Source organism: Roseateles saccharophilus (assembly GCF_031458095.1).
Lineage (GTDB): Bacteria > Pseudomonadota > Gammaproteobacteria > Burkholderiales > Burkholderiaceae_C > Pelomonas > Pelomonas saccharophila_A.
The window spans coordinates 1,294,165-1,313,829 of sequence record NZ_JAVDXU010000002.1; the positions used below are offsets into that span (position 1 = coordinate 1,294,165).

Genomic DNA, 19,665 nt, shown 5'->3' on the forward strand with positions numbered 1-19,665 from the left:
CCTAATCTAAGCAGGCACTGCTGTGGCATGGGGCGGACGCGGTGCCGCCGGCCTGTAGGACGGTGGCTATCGCGCCAGCGCGGCCAGCAGCTGGTCGAGGCTGTCGAGGTTGTGCACCGGCAGATGGCGGCTGACCTGGGGCAGCAGGGCCTTGACGCCGGCGGCGCGCGGCTCAAAGCCGTCGAAGCGCAGCAGCGGGTTGAGCCAGATCAGCTCGCGGCAGCACAGGCGCAGGCGCTGGGCCTCGAAAGCCAGTTGAGCGCCGTCTGGCGCCTCGCGCTCCAGGCCGTCGCTGACGAGGAGCACCGTCGCGGCACCGCCGCCGAGCACGCGGCGCGACCAGTCGCGGTTGAAGGCATGCAGGCTCTGGGCGATGCGCGTGCCGCCGGCCCAGTCCGGCACCGCGGCGGATGCGGCAGCCAGTGCCACATCTGGATCGCGGCTCTTCAGCTGGCGGGTGATGCGCGTCAGCCGGGTGCCGAAGACGAAGGCCTCGACGACGGGGGCGGCGCCCGCGTCGGCGGCGGGGTTCAGCAGGCCCTGGGCCAGATGCAGCAGCACGCGCGAGTAGCGGCCCATGGAGCCGGAGATGTCGGCCAGCAGCACCAGCGGCCTCGGGCGCTGGCGGGCCCGCTCGCGGGTGGGCAGGGCGAAGTCGCGCCGGGCTTCAGTGCGCAGCGTGGCGCGCCAGGCGATGCGGCCTCGTGGCGCTGGGGCGTGGCGGCGTGTCAGCTGCCAGGCCAGGCGGGGTTGCAGGGCAGCCAGGGCCTGGCGCGCGGCGGCCCATTCGGCGGCCGTCATGGTGTCGAAGTCGCGGTGTTGCAGCAGCTCGCGGTCGGCCGCGTCCAGGCGGGCCTCGATGTCGATCTGTTCGGTACGTGGCGTCGCGGGCTCGGCGGGGAACAGCGCCTCGGCCAAGCGGCGATTTTCGGGCGCGGGCGGCGCAGCGCTGCGACCCTGGGCCTGAGGCAGCAGCAGGGCCATGATGCGGCCCAGCAGGTCGGGGTCGCGCCAGAAGATGTGAAAGGCCTGGTCGAACAGCGGGCGGTGTTCGGGACGGTCGACGAGGCAGGTGGCCAGCGTGGCCTTGAAGTCGGCCCGCGAGGCCAGGCCGCCGGCCTCCAGCGCCTGGGCGGCGAGCAGCAGGCGGTCGGTGCCGACGGGCAGACCGGCGGTGCGCAGCACGCGGCCGAAATGCAGCAGGTTCTCGGCCAGCCTGTCCATGGCTCAGGCGCGGACGACCTCGCGCATTTCCGCCAGCAGTCGCGCCGCCTCGCTGCCCTGCACGCGGGCGATGTCGTCCTGGTACTTGAGCAGCACGCCCAGGGTCGACTGCACGGTGGCGGGGTCGAGGCTGACGGCATTCAGCTCGACCAGGGCGCGCGACCAGTCCAGGGTCTCGGCCAGGCCGGGCAGCTTGTAGAGGTCAAGCTGGCGCAGGCCCTGCACAAAGGCGACGACCTGGCCGGCGAGCCGCTGGTCGATCTGCGGCAGGCGGGCGCGCACGATGGCCAGCTCGCGCGCGGCATCGGGGAAGTCCAGCCAGTGGTAGAGGCAGCGGCGCTTGACGGCGTCGTGGATCTCGCGGCTGCGGTTGCTCGTCAGGATGACCAGGGGCGGCGCTGTGGCGGTGATGGTGCCGAGCTCGGGAATGGTGATCTGGTAGTCGGCCAGGAACTCGAGCAAAAAGGCCTCGAAGGGGGCGTCGGCGCGGTCGAGTTCGTCGATGAGGAGGACGGGCGCCGGCTGGGTCGTGAGGGCCTGCAGCAGCGGGCGCTCGATGAGGAAGCGCCGCGCGAAAAGTTCGTCCGCCGTGCGCTGGTGTTCGGCGGCCTGGGCGAGGCGGATCTCCAGCATCTGGCGCGCGTAGTTCCATTCGTAGGCCGCCGCGGCCAGGTCCAGCCCTTCATAGCACTGCAGGCGGATCAGCGGCCTTTGCAGGGCCGCGGCCAGGGCGGCGGCAATGGCTGTCTTGCCGGTGCCAGGCGCACCCTCCAGCAGCAGGGGCCGCGACAGGCGCAGCGCCAGGAAGGCCGCGGTGGCCAGTTCGCGCGAGGGCAGATAGGCCTGGGCCTGCAGGGCTTCGGCGATGGCATCGATGCTGGCCGGCGGCTGATTCATTCGGCAAGGCCTGTTGTGAATCGCGGTGCCGCGAGTATCGGCGCGTCAGGCCGTGCGGGGCAGCAGCAGTCTTCTCAGCATGACCGTACCGGCCACGGCCAGCACGAGGATGAGCAGCCAATGGACGGACGAGAGGGCGCTGTCGGCATCGGGCCCGAACATGACGGCGCTGTTGTAGCTGGCGTGCAGCAGGATGCTGGGCCACAGCGAGCGCGTTCTCTCGTAGAGCCAGCCCATCAGCGTGCCCGTGATGAAAGCGGCCACGCATTGGTAGATGTTCATGTGCACGAGGCCGAACAGCAGGGCGGTGCCGAGGATGGCCGGCCAGCGCTGGTACTGGCGCAGGAAGCTGCGCAGGATGACGCCGCGGAACAGCATCTCCTCCACCACGGGCGCGACCAGGCAGGTCATCAGGATGGAGATCAGGCCGCCCGAGGTCATGCGCTCGAACATCTCGGCGTCGGAGCGCGAGATCGGGAACAGCGCGACCACGCCCACCTCGATGGCCGTGATGCCGAGAGTCAGGGCCGGCACCACGCAGAGGATGGGCAGGGCCAGCATGCCCATGACGGCCCGCGGCGAGCTCTTGGCGGGATGGAAGAGCGATCCATAGCTCATGCCCGACCAATGCATGACGCCCGTGAGCAGCAGTCCGTTGCCCAGCACCGAGGCCAGGTCCATCAAGTCGTTCGGATGCATGCCGAGCACCGAGCGGGCGTCGTACAGGGCGGCGCCGATCAGGAATTCGACGGCGAACAGGCAGGCCACCAGGAAGGCGGCTTCGAAGGCATTGGGGAAGGTGTCGCGTGAGGACGGCGGCATCGGCGGCGTGATGGGGCGACGGCGCTGACCGGCCTCCCCTCCCTGGGCTATTGTGTGTCGCGGCGACTCTAGCGCGGGGTGGCCACGGCTTCTTGCAGTTGTTTACATGCCGGTGGGAAGGAATTCGCGCCGGGCGGCGTTGTCGGGATGAAGGGTGGGCACAGGCCCGCTCGCGAAAACGCCAAGGAACTCCCATGAACGCCCGCTTCCTCTTCCTCGCCCCGCTGCTGGTGGGCCTCGCCCACGCCGACGAAGCCGCGCCCAATGCCGACAAGCGCGCGCTGAACCTGGCCGTGCAGCGTGATGGCCAGCGCAACCAGAGCGCCGCAGCGGCCATCAGCCTGCCGGTTGGCCAGAGCGCCTGGCTGCAGGCGGGCGTCGGCCAGTCGCGCAATCACGACGCGGCCAGTGTCACGACCTATAGACCTCGGCAGGTGTCGGTAGGAGGCGGCGTGGCGGGCAAGGCCTGGCAGGCCGGCGTGAATGCCAGCCAGCGCCGCGATGGCGAGCGGCTGCGCCAGACCGATGTCGCGGCCGTCGCGGACTGGCGGCCGGCGGAAGGCGTCAACGTCGGCGTGGATGCGCTCAGGCGCCAGGGCCGTGTGCGCGGCACGGTTGCGGGGGCGCCGGTCGAGCAGCGCGTGAAGGGACACGGTGTGGGCGTGCATGGCGCCGTGGCGGTGACCTCTCGCCTGTCGGTCTACGGCGCGACCCTGCACAACCGCTACACGACGAGCACGACTCAGCCTGCGGGTGGTGGCGGCCTGCTGGCCGGCGTGCCGCTGCTGGGCAATCGCGTCTCGGCCGTCAACCGCGATGAGGCGGCGCTGGACCGCAGCCATCAGATCGGGGCGACCTGGCGTGTCAGCGAGCGCGTGGCCTTGAACGGCGAGGTCATGCAGGACCATGTGCATGACGGCGGCAGCCTGCGCAGCCTGCAGATGAAGGCCGCCATCGCCGCGGGCGCGGGCTGGACGATCACGCCCGGCATCGGCCGCAGCCGCGGGCCGCAGGGCGAGGGTACGAACTACGGCTTGCTGGGTGCGAGCTACGCCTGGTGAGGCTCTAATGGGAGCCTTGTTCCCATCGTTGGAAGCTCCGCATGAATTTCACCAAGATCGTCGGCGTGCTGCTGATCATTGCCGGCACCGCCAGCCTGGTCACGGGCGGCTTCAGCTACACCAAGGACAGCACCGTCGTGAAGCTCGGGCCGCTGGAACTGTCGGCCAAGCAGAAGGAAGAGGTGAACCTGCCGGTCTGGCTGGGTGTGGGCGCGATCGCGGTGGGTGGCTTGCTGCTGCTGTTCGGTGGCCGCAAATGATGGTGTCGCGCGAAGACATCCTGCGTTTCTGGTTCGAGGAGACCCAGCCCGCCCAATGGTGGAAGGTCGACCCGGCCTTCGACGAACTGGTGCGCAGCCGCTTCGGCGCCCTGCACGAGCAGGCCAGGCGCTGCGAACTCTTTGCCTGGCGCACCACGCCCGAGGGGCGGCTGGCCGAGGTCATCGCTCTGGACCAGTTCGCCCGCAACATCCACCGCGGCACGCCGGGGGCTTTCGCGGCCGACCCGCTGGCGCTGGCGCTGGCGCAGGAGGCTATCGCGGCGGGCGCCGACCTGCAGCTGCCGGTCGAGCAGCGCGCCTTCCTCTACATGCCCTATATGCACAGCGAGTCCGCCGCCATCCACGCGGTGGCCGAGCCGCTGATGCGTGAGCGCGCGCCTCAGCACACGCATGAGTTCGAGCTCAAGCACAAGGCCATCATCGACCGCTTCGGACGCTATCCGCACCGCAATGCCATCCTGGGCCGCACGTCGACGGCCGAGGAAGCCGAGTTCCTCAAGCAGCCGGGGTCGAGCTTCTAGATATCGAGCAGGTAGACCGTCGCTGCAGCGCGCTCGTCGGCGCTGTGGCCGGACAGGGCCTTGTCCCATTCCGCGCCGCTGGCGCCCGTCGAGGACGTGGCGCTGCGCGTCATGACGGCGACCTCCTCGGTGCCGACGTCGAATTCACCCGCCGGCTCGCGGCTGTCGAGAAACAGCTTGGCAACCGGGCCGGCACCCGACTCAATGACGATGAGGTAGCGGGAGACCTTGCGGTGTTCCTGCTGCACATGCCGTGCCGGCATTTCATGACCAAAGCCTTGACTCATCGGGCCTCCTTGCGCAAGTCGGACCATTGTGCGCCGCTTGGCGCAGGAGTAACCCTGAAGCCCGGCCGTCGCAGCGCATGATCCAATTGCACGAATGGAACCGATTCCATTTTGATGAGGCGCGGATGGAAATGCACGGCAAGCGAGTGACGATGGGTGTGCTGGCCGCCGGCCTGGCGATGTCGGCCTTGGCGGGGGGCGCGCCCGACTTCGGTCCCAACGTCCACATCTTCGACCCGTCGACACCGGGCATGCAGCAGCGCATCGATGAGATCTACGCGGCCCAGCAGCCCAACCATTTCGGCCCGCGACGCGACGCCATCCTGCTCAAGCCCGGGATTTATCAGGACCTGCGCCTGCCGGTGGGCTTCTACACGCAGGTGCTGGGCCTGGGCGCCCGCCCCGACGATGTCCACGTCATCGGCGACTTGCGCTCCACGGCCTTCCTGGACAGCGACAACGCCACGCAGAACTTCTGGCGCGGCGCCGAGAACTTCGCCATCACGCCGACGCTGGGCATAGGCGACAACACGATGCAGTGGGCGGTGTCCCAGGCCATCCCGTTCCGGCGCATGCATGTGCGCGGCAACATCCGCCTCAACCAGAACAAAGGCTGGGCCAGCGGCGGCTGGTTCTCCGACGTGCTGGTCGACGGCCAGGTCAACTCGGCCACGCAGCAGCAATGGATCTCGCGCAACAGCCAGTGGAGCAGCTGGACCGGCTCGAACTGGAACATGGTCTTCGTCGGCGTGCAGGGTGAGCCGGCGGGCGAGTTCCCGACGCCGGGCCAGCGCTACACCAAGGTCGCGCAGGTGCCGGTGGTGCGCGAAAAGCCCTGGCTCTTCATCGATGCCAAGGGAGGCTATGCGGTGCGCGTGCCGGCGCTGAAGCGTGACAGCGCCGGCATCTCCTGGGCGAAGGGCGCGTTCACGCCCGGCAAGACGCTGACGATCGACAAGTTCTTCATTGCCCGGCCCGGCGACACGGCGGCGAAGTTGAATGCCCAGCTGGCCGCTGGCAAACATCTGCTGTTCACGCCGGGCGAGTACCTGCTGACCGAGACGCTGCGGATCAGGCGAGCGGGCACGGTCGTGCTGGGCATCGGTTTCCCGACGCTGCGCTCGGACAAGGGCCAGCCGCTCGTGAAGACAGCGGATGTGGATGGACTGACGGTCTCGGGCCTGTTCCTGGATGCCGGCAAGCAGGACTCGGGCGTGCTGATGGAGGTGGGACCAGCGGCGGCGAAGAAGCGCCACCAGGCCGATCCCATCGTGCTGCACGATCTCTTCTTCCGCATCGGCGGCGCCGCGGCCGGCCGGGTGGACACGGCGCTGCGCATCAACGCGCACGACACTGTCGTCGACCACACCTGGATCTGGCGCGCCGACCATGGCGAAGGCGTCGGCTGGACGAGCAACCCGTCGGCGCACGGCCTGTGGGTCAATGGTGAGGACGTGACCATCTACGGCCTCTTCGTCGAGCATTTCCAGAAGGAGCAGGTGGTCTGGCAGGGCAACGGCGGGCGGGTCTACTTCTACCAGTCCGAGATCCCCTATGACCCGCCGACTCAAAGCCAGTGGACCAGCGCCACGGGCCGCGGCCATGCGGCCTACAAGGTGGCCGACACGGTGACCCGCCACGAGGCCTGGGGTCTGGGCGCCTACAGCGTCTTCCTCAAGCCCGACGTCGTGCTGGACCGCGCCTTCGAGGTGCCCCAGGTGCCGGGCGTGCGCCTGCACCACATGATCACGGTCTGCCTGGTGGACAAGGGCAGCATCGAGCATGTCGTCAACGACCAGGGCGACGCGGCGCGCTGCAAGGGCGGCAGCAACACGGCGACGCTGAAGGACTACCCCTGAGCCCTCGTCCAGTCTCGCCACGCTGAACGCGGGCGGTCTGGCCGGTCCCCCGAGGGATGGTCCGGCGCTCGGCCCCAAATGCCCCGATGTCGGCGGCGTCCGACAGCGCGTCGCGCCGTCGCACACTGTTTGTCACATCGCGGCGAGCTGAGACTGGGCGCACCTCAAACCAGGAGAGCGCCATGGGTGCCACCAAGATCATTGCCATCCTGCTGCTCGTCGTCGGCGCGGCCAGCCTCGCGATGGGCGGCTTCAGCTACACCAAGGACAAGACCGTCGTGAAGCTCGGCTCGCTCGAGGTCTCGGCCAAGGAGAAAGAGCAGGTCAATATTCCGATGTGGCTGGGCGTCGGTGCCATCGCCGTCGGCGGCCTGCTGCTGGTGTTCGGCAACAGGCGCTAAAAAAACGAGCGCCTGAGCGCTCGTTGAACTGTTGCACCGGAAAAGGACGACTGGAACGTCAGCCCACCTCTTTGGCGAGGCGATCCTCGATGCGCGCCTTGACGGCGGGCAGGGCGGCGGGCAGGTGGAAGGCGAGCTGGGCGAACAGCTCGTCGTGCAGCTTCATCTCGGCCTGCCATTCGGCGGCGTCGATGCGGGTGACGGTGTCGAACTGCTCGCGCGAGAAGTCCAGGCCGTCCCAATTCAGGTCGTCGTAGCCCGGGGTCACGCCGAAGACATGTTCCTCGCCGCCGCCCGTGCCTTCCAGGCGGTCCAGCATCCACTTCAGCACGCGCATGTTCTCGCCATAGCCGGGCCAGACGAACTTGCCGTCGGCGCCCTTGCGGAACCAGTTGACGCAGTAGATGGCGGGCAGCTTGGCGCCCGAAGCCTCAAGCTTGGCGCCCAGGTCCAGCCAGTGCTGGAAGTAGTCGGCCATGTTGTAGCCCATGAAGGGCAGCATCGCGAACGGGTCGCGGCGCACCACGCCCTGCTGGCCGGCGGCGGCGGCGGTCGTCTCCGAGCCCATGGTGGCGGCCATGTAGACGCCTTCGGTCCAGTCGCGCGCCTCGGTCACCAGCGGCACGGTCGTCGAGCGGCGGCCGCCGAAGATGAAGGCATCGATGGCGACGCCGGCGGGGTTGTCCCAGTTGGCGTCCAGGGCCGGGTTGTTGGTCGCGGCGACCGTGAAGCGCGCGTTCGGGTGGGCCGCCTTGGCGCCGGTGGCCTTGGCAATCTCAGGCGTCCAGTCCTTGCCCTGCCAGTCGATGGCATGGGCCGGCGGCGTGTCGGTCATGCCTTCCCACCAGACGTCGCCGTCGTCGGTCAGGGCCACGTTCGTGAAGATCACGTCGCGCTGCAGGCTGGCCATGCAGTTGGGGTTGGTGTGCGAGTTGGTGCCCGGGGCGACGCCGAAATAGCCGGCCTCGGGGTTGATCGCATAGAGGCGACCGTCGGCATGCGGCTTGATCCAGGCGATGTCGTCGCCGATGGTGGTGATCTTCCAGCCGTTGAAGGCCTGGGGCGGGATCAGCATCGCGAAGTTGGTCTTGCCGCAGGCGCTGGGGAAGGCGGCGGCGACGTGCATCTTCTTGCCGGTGGGGCTTTCGACGCCCAGCACCAGCATGTGCTCGGCCAGCCAGCCCTGGTCGCGGCCCATGGTGGAAGCGATGCGCAGCGCGAAGCACTTCTTGCCCAGCAGCGCGTTGCCGCCATAGCCGGAGCCATACGACCAGATCTCGCGCGTCTCGGGGTAGTGGACGATGTATTTGGTCTTGTTGCAGGGCCAGGAGACGTCAGCCTGGCCAGCTTGCAGCGGCGCGCCCACGGTGTGCACGCAGGGCACGAAGTCGCCATCGGTGCCCAGCAGCTCGACGACAGCGCGACCCATGCGGGTCATGGTGCGCATATTGACGGCCACATAGGGGCTGTCGCTCAGCTCCACGCCGATGTGGGCGATGGGGCTGCCCAGCGGGCCCATGCTGAAGGGCACGACGTACAGCGTGCGGCCACGCATGCAGCCCTTGAACAGCGCCCGGTCGCCGGTCTGCAGCAGTTCGCGCATCTCGGCCGGGGCCATCCAGTTGTTGGTCGGGCCGGCGTCTTCCTTGTTGGCCGTGCAGATGAAGGTGCGGTCCTCGACGCGGGCGACGTCGCTGGGATCGGAGTTGGCCAGATAGCTGCCGGGGCGCAGGGCCGGGTTGAGCTTCTTGAAGGTGCCGGCGGCGACGAGCTGGTCGCACAGGCGCTGGTATTCGTCGGCGCTGCCGTCGCACCAGTAGACGTCGGCGGCCTCGGTCAGGGCGGCGATCTCGGCCACCCAGGCGATCAGCCTGGCGTTCTTGACATAGGCAGGCAGGTTCAGCCGCAGCCCCTGCATGGCGGGTTGGTTCATGGCGAAAGCTCCAATCATGGGAATGTGTTTGGGGCAGCCAGCGAGCTGGCCCAAGCACACCGAACCTGAGGAGGTGGATTGTCGAATCCAATGTAATCACGCCGTAACCACCCGGGTCGGTGGGGTCATGCAAAACAGGAATAACGCCATGCTGTCATGGGCGAGAGGCTCACGGCTGTCGCGAAGTGGGCCTAGGGTTTGCGCGAAGGCGGCGTGAAACTCCGTGCAACTTTTGGGCTGGCAGCGCTGTCACGCTGCGCCTTCCAGCGGCTGGCAACTAGGCGTGCGCCTGCTCCAGCGCCTGCAGCAGCATCCCCGCGGCGCGGGTCGGCGAGGGGTCGTTGCGGTGGATGCAGGCGAAGCGGCATTCATAGCTGAGCTCGCCGGCGGACACGGCACGCATGCGGCCGGCGTCGACAAAGGGCTGGGCATAGTGATCCGGCAGGAAGCCGACGAAGCAGCCGGTCAGGATCAGCGTCGCGACCGCTTCCTGGTCGGAGGCCGTGGCCTGGCGCTCCAGCTTGCGGCGGTGGGCGAGCACCAGATTGGGCGAGTGGTAGCCCAGGCCGACGAGCTTCTGCCGGCGCAGGTCGGCCCAGTTGTGGCGGCCCTCGTCGGCGAACCAGGGGTGGTGATGGCCGGCGTAGAGATGCATGGTCTCGCCGAACAGCGGCCGGTAGGCCAGGCTGTCGGAGCGGCGGTGCTCGGGGATGACGCCGACCTGGAACTGCCCCGCCAGCACGCCTTGCTCGATGGCGGTGATGGTGCCGACATGCAGATGCAGCTTGACGCCCGGTGCAGCACGGTGGAAGCGCTCCAGGGCCTGGTCGATATGGCAGGCAGGGTTGCTGACGGTCTTCTCGAACAGGGCCACATGCAGGTCGCCGCCGACCTGGTGGTGGATGTCCTCGAGCCGGGCGCGGAAGTCGGTCGTTGCCGCCAGCAGCTGCAGGGCCGCCGCATACAGTTCGGCGCCTTCAGCGGTCAGCGCGAAACCGGCCCGGCCGCGACGGCACAGCACCAGGCCCAGGCGCTCTTCCAGGTCCTTGATCTGCCGGCTGATGGTCGGCATGCCGACATTCAGTTCCAGCTCGGCGGCGGCCATGCCGCCGCACTCCACCACCGCCTTGAAGACGCGCAGCAGCCGCAGGTCCACGTCGGCGATCTGGCCGGGCAGGTGCAAGGTCTTTGGTTTCATCGGATGATAAGTAAACATCGCAATACCGCGATTCTCTACAAGCATTGACCGCGGCACGATGGAGGCATCACGACGACGCTGAAAGCCCTGCGATGACCCAAGCTGCAAGCCGCCCCGACGGCTGGATGGACGCCCACTGGATGCCCTTCACCGGCAACCGCGAGTTCAAGGCCAACCCCCGCCTGCTGACCGGCGCCGCCGGCGCCTACTACCGCACGGACGACGGCCGGCAGATCTTCGATGGCCTGTCGGGTTTGTGGTGCACGGGCCTGGGCCATGGGCGCCCCGAGATCGTCGACGCCCTCAGCCGCCAGGCGCGCGAGCTGGACTATTCGCCGGCCTTCCAGTTCGGCCATCCGCTGTCCTTCGAGCTGGCCAACCGCATCGTCGAGAAGATGCCCGCCGGGCTGAACCGCGTCTTCTTCACCGGCTCGGGCTCGGAATCGGCCGACACGGCGCTGAAGATGGCGCGGGCCTACTGGCGCGCCAAGGGCCAGGCCGGCAAGACGCGGCTGATCGGCCGCGCCAAGGGCTATCACGGCGTCAACTTCGGCGGCATCTCGGTGGGCGGCATGATGGGCAACCGCAAGACCTTCGGCCAGGGCGTCGAAGCCGACCACCTGCCCCACACCCAGCCACCCAACGGCAGCTTCTTCAAGGGCATGCCGCCGCAGGAAGGCCCGATGGGCGCGGCCCTCGCCGACGAGCTGCTGCAGCTGATCGCCCTGCACGACGCCAGCAATATCGCCGCCGTCATCGTCGAGCCCTTCTCGGGGTCGGCCGGTGTCGTCATCCCGCCGGTCGGCTATCTGCAGCGCCTGCGCGAGATCTGCACGGCCCACAACATCCTGCTGATCTTCGACGAAGTCATCACCGGCTTTGGCCGCACCGGCTCGTGGACGGGTGCCGAGGCCTTCGGCGTGACGCCCGACATCCTGACTGCCGCCAAGCAGATCACCAATGGCGTGCAGCCGCTGGGCGTTGTCGTGGCCAGGCAGGAGATCCACGACGTCTTCATGGCCCAGGGCGGGCCGGACTACATGCTGGAGTTCCCGCACGGCTACACCTACTCGGCCCACCCGGTGGCCTGCGCCGCGGGGCTGGCTTCGCTGGACCTGCTGGAGCGCGAGCACGCGCTGGAGCGCGTGAAGGCGCTGGCGCCGACCTTCGAGACGGCGGTGCATGGCCTCAAGGGCGTCAAGCATGTGGCTGACATCCGCAACTTCGGCCTGGCCGCCGGCATCACCGTCGCGCCGCTGCCCGGCGAACCCGCCAAGCGCCCCTTCGACATCGCCATGGCCATGTACCGCAAGGGCTTCTATGTGCGCTATGGCGGCGACACCATCCAGCTCGCACCGCCCTTCATCAGCACCGAAGCGCAGATCGACACGCTGGTGTCGGCCCTGGGCGATTGTTTCAACGCCACGGCCTGAGCGTCAACGTGATCACCCATCTCATCAATGGCCAGTCGGTCGACGGCGGCAGCCGCTCGGCCGATGTCTTCAACCCCGCCACCGGCCAGGTCGGCGCCCAGGTCCGCCTGGCGGACCGTGCCACCGTCGAAGCGGCCATCGCCGCGGCCCAGGCGGCCTATCCCGCCTGGCGCAACACGCCGCCGCTCAAGCGCGCCCGCGTCATGAGCCGCTTCAAGGAACTGCTCGAGGCCCATGCCGACTCCATCTGCCGCCTCATCACCGACGAGCACGGCAAGGTGCTGAGCGACAGCCTCGGTGAACTGCAGCGCGGCATCGAGAACGTCGAATACGCGAGCTATGCGCCCGAACTGCTCAAGGGCGAGCACAGCCGCAATGTCGGCCCGGGCATCGACGCCTGGTCGGAGTTCCAGGCCCTGGGTGTCTGCGCCGGCATCACGCCCTTCAACTTCCCGGCCATGGTGCCGCTGTGGATGTGGCCCATGGCCGTGGCCTGCGGCAACACCTTCATCCTCAAGCCCTCGGAGCGCGACCCGAGCAGCGCCCTCTTCATCGCCCAGCTGGCCCAGGAGGCCGGCCTGCCGCCGGGCGTGCTCAATGTCGTCAACGGCGACAAGGAGGCGGTGGACACGCTGTTGACCGATCCGCGCGTGCAAGCCATCAGCTTTGTCGGCTCGACGCCCATCGCCGAGCACATCTACGCGACGGGAACCAAGCATGGCAAGCGCGTGCAGGCCCTGGGCGGCGCCAAGAATCACGCCGTCGTCATGCCCGATGCCGATCTGGACAACGCGGTCAGCGCGCTGATGGGTGCGGCCTTCGGTTCCTGCGGGGAGCGCTGCATGGCCATCCCGCTGGTCGTCGCGGTGGGCGACGCCACGGCCGACGCCGTGCGCGAGAAGCTCGTCGCCGAGATGGCGCGCATGAAGATAGGCTCGGGCCGCGAGGCCGGCTGCGACATGGGGCCGCTGGTGACCAAGGCGCATCTGGACAAGGTGCGCGGCTATGTGGACCAGGGCGTGGAAGAGGGCGCGGAGCTCGTCGTCGACGGCCGTGGCCTGACGGTGGCGGGGCATGAAGGCGGCTACTTCCTCGGCCCCTGCCTGTTCGACCGCGTGCAGCCCGGCATGCGCACCTACGAGGAGGAGATCTTCGGCCCGGTGCTGGGCATCGTGCGCGTCGAGAGCCTGGCCCAGGCCATGGCTCTGATCGACGCCCACGAGTACGGCAACGGCACCTGCATCTTCACGCGCGACGGCGAGACGGCCCGCCACTTCACCGATCACATCCTGGTCGGCATGGTGGGCGTCAATGTGCCTCTGCCGGTGCCGGTGGCCTACCACTCCTTCGGCGGCTGGAAGCGCTCGCTGTTCGGCGACCTGAACGCCTACGGGCCAGACGCGGTGCGCTTCTACACGCGGCGCAAGCAGATCACGCAGCGCTGGCCCTCGTCGGGCGTGCGGGAGAAGGCGGTGTTCGCCTTCCCGTCCAGCAAGTGAAGCGGCTCCCGCCGCTCAGTGCTTGCGGTACTGGGCGGCGATGGCGTCGATCAGGGCCTGGCGAATCTGGGCCGACGGGACGTCGGTCGCGCCCGGCCAGGCACTCTGCGTGACGACGACGAGGTTCAATTCGGGGTCGATCCACATGCCCTGGCCGAAGATGCCCGAAGCCCGGTAGGCCTTGCTGCGGGTGGTCCACCACTGGAGCCCGTAGCCACCGCGGCCCTGCAGCCCCTCGGTGGCTTCGCGCGTCGTGGTGGTTGCCTGCTCCACCCAGCTTTCGGGTACCACCTGTTGTCCATGGGCCAGGCGGGCGCCGTGCATGAAGAACAGCGCGAAGCGGCCATAGTCGCGCAGGGTTGCCGAGAGGCAGCAGCCCGCGATCTCAGCGCCGGCGCTGTCGAGCATCCAATAGGCGTCACCCTCCATGCCCAGCGGCTGCCATAGCTTCTCAGAGAGGTAATCGGACAGGGTCTTGCCCGTCGCTGCACGCAACAGGGAGCCGACCAGATTGGTCTCGCCTGTCTTGTAGACCCACTGGGTGCCCGGCGCCGCCTCGCGCGGCAGGCGGGCCATGTAGGTCACGACCGGATCCGACCCATTCACCGAAGGCTCGGAACCGAAGCGGGCAACGTCGGATTTCGGGTCGCCATAGTCTTCGTTCCAGCGCGCGCCGGACGTCATGTTGAGAACCTGCCGGACGGTGACGCCCTCGTAGGCGGAGCCCTTGAGCCCGGGCAGATACGCGGTGATCGGATCCTCGAGGCTCTTGATCCGCCCGTCCCGGATCGCCGCGCCGACAAGCGTCGACGAGAAGGACTTGGCGACCGAAAAACTGGTCCAGCGCATCTGCGGCGTCTGCCCGAGCCCGTAGCGCTCCAGCACCACCTCGCCGTCCTTCAGCACCAGCAGGCCGGCGGCGCGGTTGCGGCTCATGTAGTCATCGATGCTCCAGGTCTCGTCGCCGACCTTGAAGCTCACCTCCAGCGGCTTCGCGGCCACGGGCAACGGCGTCACCACGGCCCCGCGCTTGACGAGCCGGGCGGGGTAGAGGTCTTCCATGTGGGGGTAGCCGGCTTTCTGCTGCTCGAAGTTCCAGAACAGCACGCTGCCACGGGAGGGGGCAGGAGCGCTGCTGGCAGCGCTCGGTGCGGCGACGGCGTCAGCCGAATGCGCGGGCTGCAAGCCCGACAGCAGCGCGGCAGCGAAGGCGGCTCGTATCAACAGGATCCGCGTGGCGACGCATGCCTGCATGGCATTGACCTCAAATGGGCAGAATGGCACAAAGGGTGGCGCCGACCGTGGCCGCTCACCACAGTTTCACGCGCTGCTCAGGGGGCCGGTACATCCTGTCGCCCGGCTTGATGTCGAAGGCTTCGTAGAAGCCGGCCTGGTTGGCCAGCGTGCCCTTGACGCGGAATTCGCCCGGCGAGTGCGGGTCGCTCTTCAGTTGGACGATGGCGGCCTCTTCGCGCTGCAGCGTGCGGAATTTGACGGCCCAGCCGATGTACAGCCGCTGCTCGCCGGTCAGCCCGTCGATCACGGGCGAAGGCTTGCCGCCCAGGGACTTGCGGTAGGCCTTGTAGGCGATGGTCACGCCGGAGTTGTCGCCGATGTTCTCGCCCAGCGTGAACTGGCCGTTGACGAAGTAGCCCGGCACCGGGCTGAAGGCGCTGTACTGCTGCACCAGGCCGTTGGCGCGCGCGGTGAAGGCGGCGCGGTCCTCCGCCGTCCACCAGTTGCGCAGGTTGCCATGGCCGTCGTAGCGGCTGCCCTGGTCGTCGAAGCCATGGCTGATCTCGTGGCCGATGCTGGTGCCGACGGTGCCGTAGTTGATGGCGTCTTCGGCCTTCACGTCGAAGAAGGGCGGCTGCAGCAGCGCCGCCGGAAAGGTGATGGCGTTCTGCAGCGGGCTGTAGCTGGCGTTGACAGTCTGCGGCGTGAAGCCCCATTCGCCACGGTCCACCGGCTTGCCCAGCTTGGCGATGCCACGGTCGAAGGCATGGCGGCGGCCCGCGCGCACGTTGGCGATCAGATCGGTGCTGCTGGTGGTGAGGGCGGAGTAGTCGCGCCAGACATCGGGGTAGCCGATCTTGGGCGTGAACAGGGCCAGCTTGGCCTGCGCTTCCTTCTTCGTCGCCGGGCTCATCCACTCCAGCTCGTCGATCCCTTCGCGGAAGGTGGCGAGGAAATTGTTCACCATCGCCAGCACGCGCGCCTTGTTCTCGGGCGGGAAGTGGCGGGCCACGTAGAGCTTGCCCACCGCCTCGCCCATGATGGAGTCGACGAACTGCTGGGCCTGGCGCCAGGGCGGCTCGTTCTCGGGCACGCCGCGCAGCACCGTGCCGGTGAAGGCGAAGCGCTCATCGGCCACATCGCGCGCGAGGTAGGGGGCGTAGGCCGCCAGCACGTGCCACTTGAAATAGCTCTGCCACTGCTCCAGCGGCACCTCGGGCACCAGCTTCGAAAGGCCCACGAAATAGCTGGGCTGGCGCACCACCAGCGACTTGGCCTTGCCCTCGATGCCTGCGGCCCGCAGATAGGCCGCCCAGTCCAGTCCGGGCGCCTCCTCGGCCAGTTGCGCCACGGTGCGGGGGTTGTAGGTCTTCAGGGCCTCGCGGCTTTCCACGCGGGTCCATTGCAGCTGCGCCAGTCGCGTCTCCACGGCCAGCACGTCGGCCGCACGGCGCTCGGCCTGCGTGTCGCCCTGCATCGTGAAGAGCTTGGTGATGTGCTGCAGGTAGGCCTGCCGCACGGCCATCAGCTTCTTGTCCGTATCGTTGAGGTAGTAGTCACGGTCGGGCAGGCCCAGGCCGGACTGGGCGGCGTAGACGACATAACGTTCGGCGTTCTGGGCGTCCTGCCCGACGAAGACGTCGAAGGGCACGGTCACGCCCTGGCGCTCCAGCTCGGCGATCAACGGGGCCAGGTCCTGGTGACGTTTGGCGGCGGCGATGCGCTCGAATTCCGGTGCCAGCGGCGCGAAGCCGCGCGCGTTGCGCGCCTTGTCGTCGATGAAGGTGGTGTACAGGTCGGCGATCTTTCGGGTCTCGCTGCCGGCCGCGCCCGGGTTCTTCAGCACGTCTTCCAGGATGGCGCGAACCTGCAAGGCCGCGGTCTCGCGCAGTTCGTCGTAGGTGCCCCAGCGCGCCTTGCTGGCAGGGATCTGCGTGCTGCGCGCCCAGCGGCCGTTGATGTAGGCGTAGAAGTCGTCCTGCAGCCGCACGGCCGGATCGAAGGACTTGACGTCAACGCCAGAAATCAAGGGCGCGCTTGCCTGCGCAGGCGTATCGGCTGCGAGCGCTGGCGCACCCAGGCCCAACGTAGCCATGAGAAGGAAACTGATGCGGATCGACTTCATGACGGTTCTCGAGGGCGCCTTCGGTGCCGGTCATTCTTGCAGACGTCACGGCTGTGAGCAGGTCGCTGCCGTTGACGAACAAGCCTAGAACTCTTCGGTGTCGATCTCCGTTTGAGTCGTTGCGCTGTATCGCGCGCCGCTCACCGTCTGGCGGTTGATCAGTGCGTCCAGCCGTCCCAGGGTTGCCCGGTCCAGCTGCAATCGCGCGGCCACGATCAGCGCCCACAGATGTTCGGGCTTCGATGTGCCCGGGATGGGCACGATGTGCTCGCCCTGGTGCAGCAGCCAGGCCAGGGCCAGCGTGACCGGCGCGCAATTCAATCGCTCCGCCTCGGCCTCGAAGCCATCGAGCAGCTTGAGGTTGGCCGCGTAGTGCTCGGGTGCGAAGCGCGGCATGGCGCGGCGGATGTCCTTGGGTTCCAGCAGGCTGACGTCACGCAGCTTGCCGCCCAGGAAGCCACGCGCCAGCGGGCTGAAGGCGACGAAGCTGGTGCCCAGCTCGCGGCAGGCCTCGAGTGCCGCGATCTCGGGGTTGCGCGTCCACAGCGAGTATTCCGACTGCAGGGCCGCGATGGGATGCACGGCATGGGCTCGGCGCAGCGTGGTGGCCGACACCTCGGACAGGCCTAGTGCGCGCGCCTTGCCGGCGCGCACCAGGTCGGCCATGGCGCCGACGCTGTCTTCCACGCCCACCTGGGGATCCAGCCGGTGCAGATAGAGCACGTCGATGACGTCGGTGCGCAGGCGCTTCAGGCTGGCCTCGACGCTGGCGCGTATCGTCTCGGGCCGGCCGTCGATGACGCGCACGCCGTTGACGCCTTGCATGCCGCATTTGCTGGTCAGCACGATGCGCTCGCGGTGCGGGGCCAGCAGGTCGCCGAGCAGTTCCTCGTTGGCACCGAAGCCGTAGAGGGCCGCAGTGTCGAACAGCGTGATGCCGCCGTTCAGCGCGCCGTCCAGCACCTGGGCGGCTTCATCGCGGGACGGCGGCGTGCCATAGGCATGGCTCAGGTTCATGCAGCCGAGGCCGATGGCCGAGACCTCAAAGGGCCCGATGCGACGCGTCTTCATTGCAACTGCTGCTCCAGCTTGTGCAGCACCTGATAGCAGGGCAGCACCTGGGCCACGCTGCTGTTGGGCTCACGGCCCTCGCGGATGGCGGCGAAGAACTCGCGGTCCTGCAGCTCGATGCCGTTCATGGACACGTCCACCTGGCTGACGTCGATCTTCTCCTCCTTGCCGTTGAAGAGGTCGTCGTAGCGCGCCAGATAGGTGCCGGTGTCGCCGATGTAGCGGAAGAAGGTGCCGAGCGGGCCATCGTTGTTGAAGGACAGGCTCAGCGTGCAGATCGCGCCATTGGCGGCCTTGAGCTGGATGCTCATGTCCATGGCGATGCCGAGCTGCGGGTGGATGGGGCCTTGCAGCGCATGGGCCTGCACGACGGGGCTCTGCGCCTGGTAGGCGAACAGGTCCACCGTGTGGGCGGCGTGGTGCCACAGCAGGTGGTCGGTCCAGCTGCGCGGCTGGCCGAGGGCATTCATATTGCTGCGGCGGAAGAAATAGGTCTGCACATCCATCTGCTGGATGTTGAATTCGCCCGCCGCGATCTTCCTGTGCACCCATTGGTGGCTGGGGTTGAAGCGCCGCGTGTGGCCGCACATGGCGACCAGGCTCGATTGCTTGGCCACCTGCACGACTTCCTCACCATCGGCCAGCACATCGCACAGCGGGATCTCCACCTGCACATGCTTGCCCGCCTTCAGGCAGGCCAGGGTCTGGCTGGCGTGCATCTGCGTCGGCGTGCACAGGATGACGGCATCGACCTCGGGCAGGGCCAGGCTGTCGGCCAGTTCCGTGGTGACGTGGGAGATGCCGTACTTCGCCGCGACCTCGCGGGTCTTGTCCAGCTCACGGCTGATCAGCGACACGACCTCGACGCCTTCGATGTTTTTGATGCCGTCGAGATGCTTGATGCCGAAGGCGCCCGCGCCCGCCAGGGCGACCCTGATCTTGCTGCTCATTGCGTGTTCTCCAGGATGAGGTGTCCCACGGCGGTGTTCGAGGCGGGTACGTGATAGAAGCGATGCACCACTCGCGGGGGCGCACCGCCGTGGATGTCCGCCATCGCGCCGCGGGCGATCAGCCACATGACGAGCTCGATGCCTTCCGAGCCGGCCTCGCGCACATATTCGTCATGCGGCACGCGCGACAGAGCCTCGGGCTCGGCGATGAGGCGGTCCAGGAAGCGGTTGTCCCACTCGCGGTTGATGAGGCCGGCGCGCGGGCCCTGCAGCTGGTGGCTCATGCCGCCGGTGCCCCAGATCTGCACGTTCAAGTCCTGGTCGAAGGACTCGACGGCGCGGCGGATGGCCTGGCCGAGCATGAAGCAGCGCCGGCCCGACGGCACGGGGTATTGCACGACGTTGACGGCAAAGGGGATGACGGGGCAGGGCCAGGCCCCCTTCGCCGGATCTTGCTGGCCGCACATCAGCGACAGCGGCACCGTCAGGCCGTGGTCGACGTCCATCCTGTTGACGATGGTCAGGTCGAAATCGTCCTGGATGACGCTGTGCGCGACGTGCGCGGCCAGCTCCGGGTGACCGATGACGGGCGGCACCGGGCGCGGGCCCCAGCCTTCGTCGGCCGGCTCGAAGCGGGCCGCGGTGCCGATGGCGAAGGTCGGGATCAGGTCGAGGCTGAAGGCGGTGGCGTGGTCGTTGTAGACCAGGAAGACGACGTCGGGCCGGTTCTCGGCCAGCCAGCGCTTGGAGAAGTCGTAGCCGGTGAAGACGGGCTGCCAATAGGGCTCGGTGGTCTTGCCGAGGTCCAGGGCAGCGCCGATGGCGGGCACATGGGAGGTGTAGACGGAAGCGGTGATGCGGGCCACG

18 protein-coding genes are annotated in these 19,665 nt (G+C 68.2%); 7 read left to right on the forward strand and 11 right to left on the reverse strand.

Annotation, left to right across the window (positions count from 1 at the left end; genetic code table 11):
* Positions 1-66: 66 nt before the first annotated feature.
* Genes J2X20_RS18820 through J2X20_RS18830 form a run of 3 tightly spaced genes read right to left on the reverse strand, consistent with a single transcriptional unit; the run spans position 67 to position 2,943 of the window.
* On the reverse strand, positions 67-1,224 hold the full coding sequence (locus J2X20_RS18820) for a vWA domain-containing protein (RefSeq protein ID WP_310267715.1): 1,158 nt from the start codon (positions 1,222-1,224) through the stop codon (positions 67-69).
* A 3-nt stretch (positions 1,225-1,227) separates the two neighbouring features.
* Entirely contained in the window at positions 1,228-2,121 is an 894-nt protein-coding gene (locus J2X20_RS18825) for an AAA family ATPase (protein WP_310267718.1), read from the reverse strand.
* Between the two features lie 45 nt (positions 2,122-2,166).
* Positions 2,167-2,943 carry a CPBP family intramembrane glutamic endopeptidase gene (locus tag J2X20_RS18830; RefSeq protein ID WP_310267721.1) on the reverse strand — a complete coding sequence of 259 codons (777 nt, stop codon included), beginning with the start codon at positions 2,941-2,943 and terminating at the stop codon, positions 2,167-2,169.
* Positions 2,944-3,137: 194 nt separating this feature from the next.
* On the opposite strand from J2X20_RS18830, the gene J2X20_RS18835 reads away from it, so the two are divergent.
* Genes J2X20_RS18835 through J2X20_RS18845 form a run of 3 tightly spaced genes read left to right on the forward strand, consistent with a single transcriptional unit; the run spans position 3,138 to position 4,806 of the window.
* Complete coding sequence (locus J2X20_RS18835) at positions 3,138-4,004, forward strand: hypothetical protein (RefSeq protein WP_310267724.1); 867 nt, start codon at positions 3,138-3,140, stop codon at positions 4,002-4,004.
* A 41-nt stretch (positions 4,005-4,045) separates the two neighbouring features.
* The gene (locus J2X20_RS18840; RefSeq protein WP_310267726.1) at positions 4,046-4,264 is read left to right on the forward strand and encodes a hypothetical protein; all 219 of its coding nucleotides are present in this window, start codon (positions 4,046-4,048) and stop codon (positions 4,262-4,264) included.
* On the forward strand, positions 4,261-4,806 hold the full coding sequence (locus J2X20_RS18845) for a DUF924 family protein (RefSeq protein ID WP_310267728.1): 546 nt from the start codon (positions 4,261-4,263) through the stop codon (positions 4,804-4,806). The genes J2X20_RS18840 and J2X20_RS18845 overlap by 4 nt, the downstream gene beginning before the upstream one ends.
* On the opposite strand, the gene J2X20_RS18850 is transcribed toward J2X20_RS18845, so the two are convergent.
* A complete protein-coding gene (locus J2X20_RS18850; RefSeq protein WP_310267731.1) occupies positions 4,803-5,093 on the reverse strand; it encodes a hypothetical protein in 291 nt (96 codons plus the stop codon). The genes J2X20_RS18845 and J2X20_RS18850 overlap by 4 nt on opposite strands.
* A 131-nt stretch (positions 5,094-5,224) precedes the next feature.
* Between J2X20_RS18850 and J2X20_RS18855 the strand changes: the two genes are divergently transcribed.
* Positions 5,225-6,952 carry a hypothetical protein gene (locus J2X20_RS18855; RefSeq protein WP_310267734.1) on the forward strand — a complete coding sequence of 576 codons (1,728 nt, stop codon included), beginning with the start codon at positions 5,225-5,227 and terminating at the stop codon, positions 6,950-6,952.
* Positions 6,953-7,134: 182 nt separating this feature from the next.
* Positions 7,135-7,353, forward strand: a complete 219-nt coding sequence (locus tag J2X20_RS18860; protein ID WP_310267737.1) for a hypothetical protein — start codon at positions 7,135-7,137, stop codon at positions 7,351-7,353.
* 58 nt (positions 7,354-7,411) lie between these two features.
* Here the strand turns inward: J2X20_RS18860 and J2X20_RS18865 are convergent, their stop codons facing one another.
* Positions 7,412-9,286 carry a phosphoenolpyruvate carboxykinase (GTP) gene (locus J2X20_RS18865; protein ID WP_310267740.1) on the reverse strand — a complete coding sequence of 625 codons (1,875 nt, stop codon included), beginning with the start codon at positions 9,284-9,286 and terminating at the stop codon, positions 7,412-7,414.
* Between the two features lie 277 nt (positions 9,287-9,563).
* Complete coding sequence (locus J2X20_RS18870; protein ID WP_310267742.1) at positions 9,564-10,484, reverse strand: LysR family transcriptional regulator; 921 nt, start codon at positions 10,482-10,484, stop codon at positions 9,564-9,566.
* 92 nt (positions 10,485-10,576) lie between these two features.
* On the opposite strand from J2X20_RS18870, the gene aptA reads away from it, so the two are divergent.
* Positions 10,577-11,917: an omega-aminotransferase AptA gene (gene aptA, locus J2X20_RS18875; RefSeq protein WP_310267745.1), complete on the forward strand. Its 1,341-nt coding sequence runs from the start codon at positions 10,577-10,579 to the stop codon at positions 11,915-11,917.
* A complete protein-coding gene (locus J2X20_RS18880) occupies positions 11,914-13,416 on the forward strand; it encodes a CoA-acylating methylmalonate-semialdehyde dehydrogenase (protein ID WP_409034174.1) in 1,503 nt (500 codons plus the stop codon). Before aptA ends, J2X20_RS18880 begins: the two co-directional genes overlap by 4 nt.
* 15 nt (positions 13,417-13,431) lie before the next feature.
* Here J2X20_RS18880 and J2X20_RS18885 read toward each other — a convergent pair whose 3' ends face one another.
* From J2X20_RS18885 to J2X20_RS18905, 5 genes are all read right to left on the reverse strand, one after another.
* A complete protein-coding gene (locus J2X20_RS18885; RefSeq protein ID WP_310267751.1) occupies positions 13,432-14,670 on the reverse strand; it encodes a serine hydrolase domain-containing protein in 1,239 nt (412 codons plus the stop codon).
* 55 nt (positions 14,671-14,725) lie between these two features.
* Positions 14,726-16,681: a M13 family metallopeptidase gene (locus J2X20_RS18890; RefSeq protein WP_310267753.1), complete on the reverse strand. Its 1,956-nt coding sequence runs from the start codon at positions 16,679-16,681 to the stop codon at positions 14,726-14,728.
* 180 nt (positions 16,682-16,861) lie between these two features.
* Positions 16,862-17,848: an aldo/keto reductase gene (locus J2X20_RS18895; RefSeq protein ID WP_310267755.1), complete on the reverse strand. Its 987-nt coding sequence runs from the start codon at positions 17,846-17,848 to the stop codon at positions 16,862-16,864.
* Positions 17,845-18,798 (reverse strand): Gfo/Idh/MocA family oxidoreductase, encoded by a 954-nt coding sequence (locus J2X20_RS18900; RefSeq protein ID WP_310267760.1) that lies wholly within the window; start codon positions 18,796-18,798, stop codon positions 17,845-17,847. Before J2X20_RS18900 ends, J2X20_RS18895 begins: the two co-directional genes overlap by 4 nt.
* Positions 18,795-19,664: a class III extradiol dioxygenase subunit beta gene (locus tag J2X20_RS18905; protein ID WP_310267763.1), complete on the reverse strand. Its 870-nt coding sequence runs from the start codon at positions 19,662-19,664 to the stop codon at positions 18,795-18,797. Before J2X20_RS18905 ends, J2X20_RS18900 begins: the two co-directional genes overlap by 4 nt.
* Between the last annotated feature and the right edge of the window lies 1 nt (position 19,665).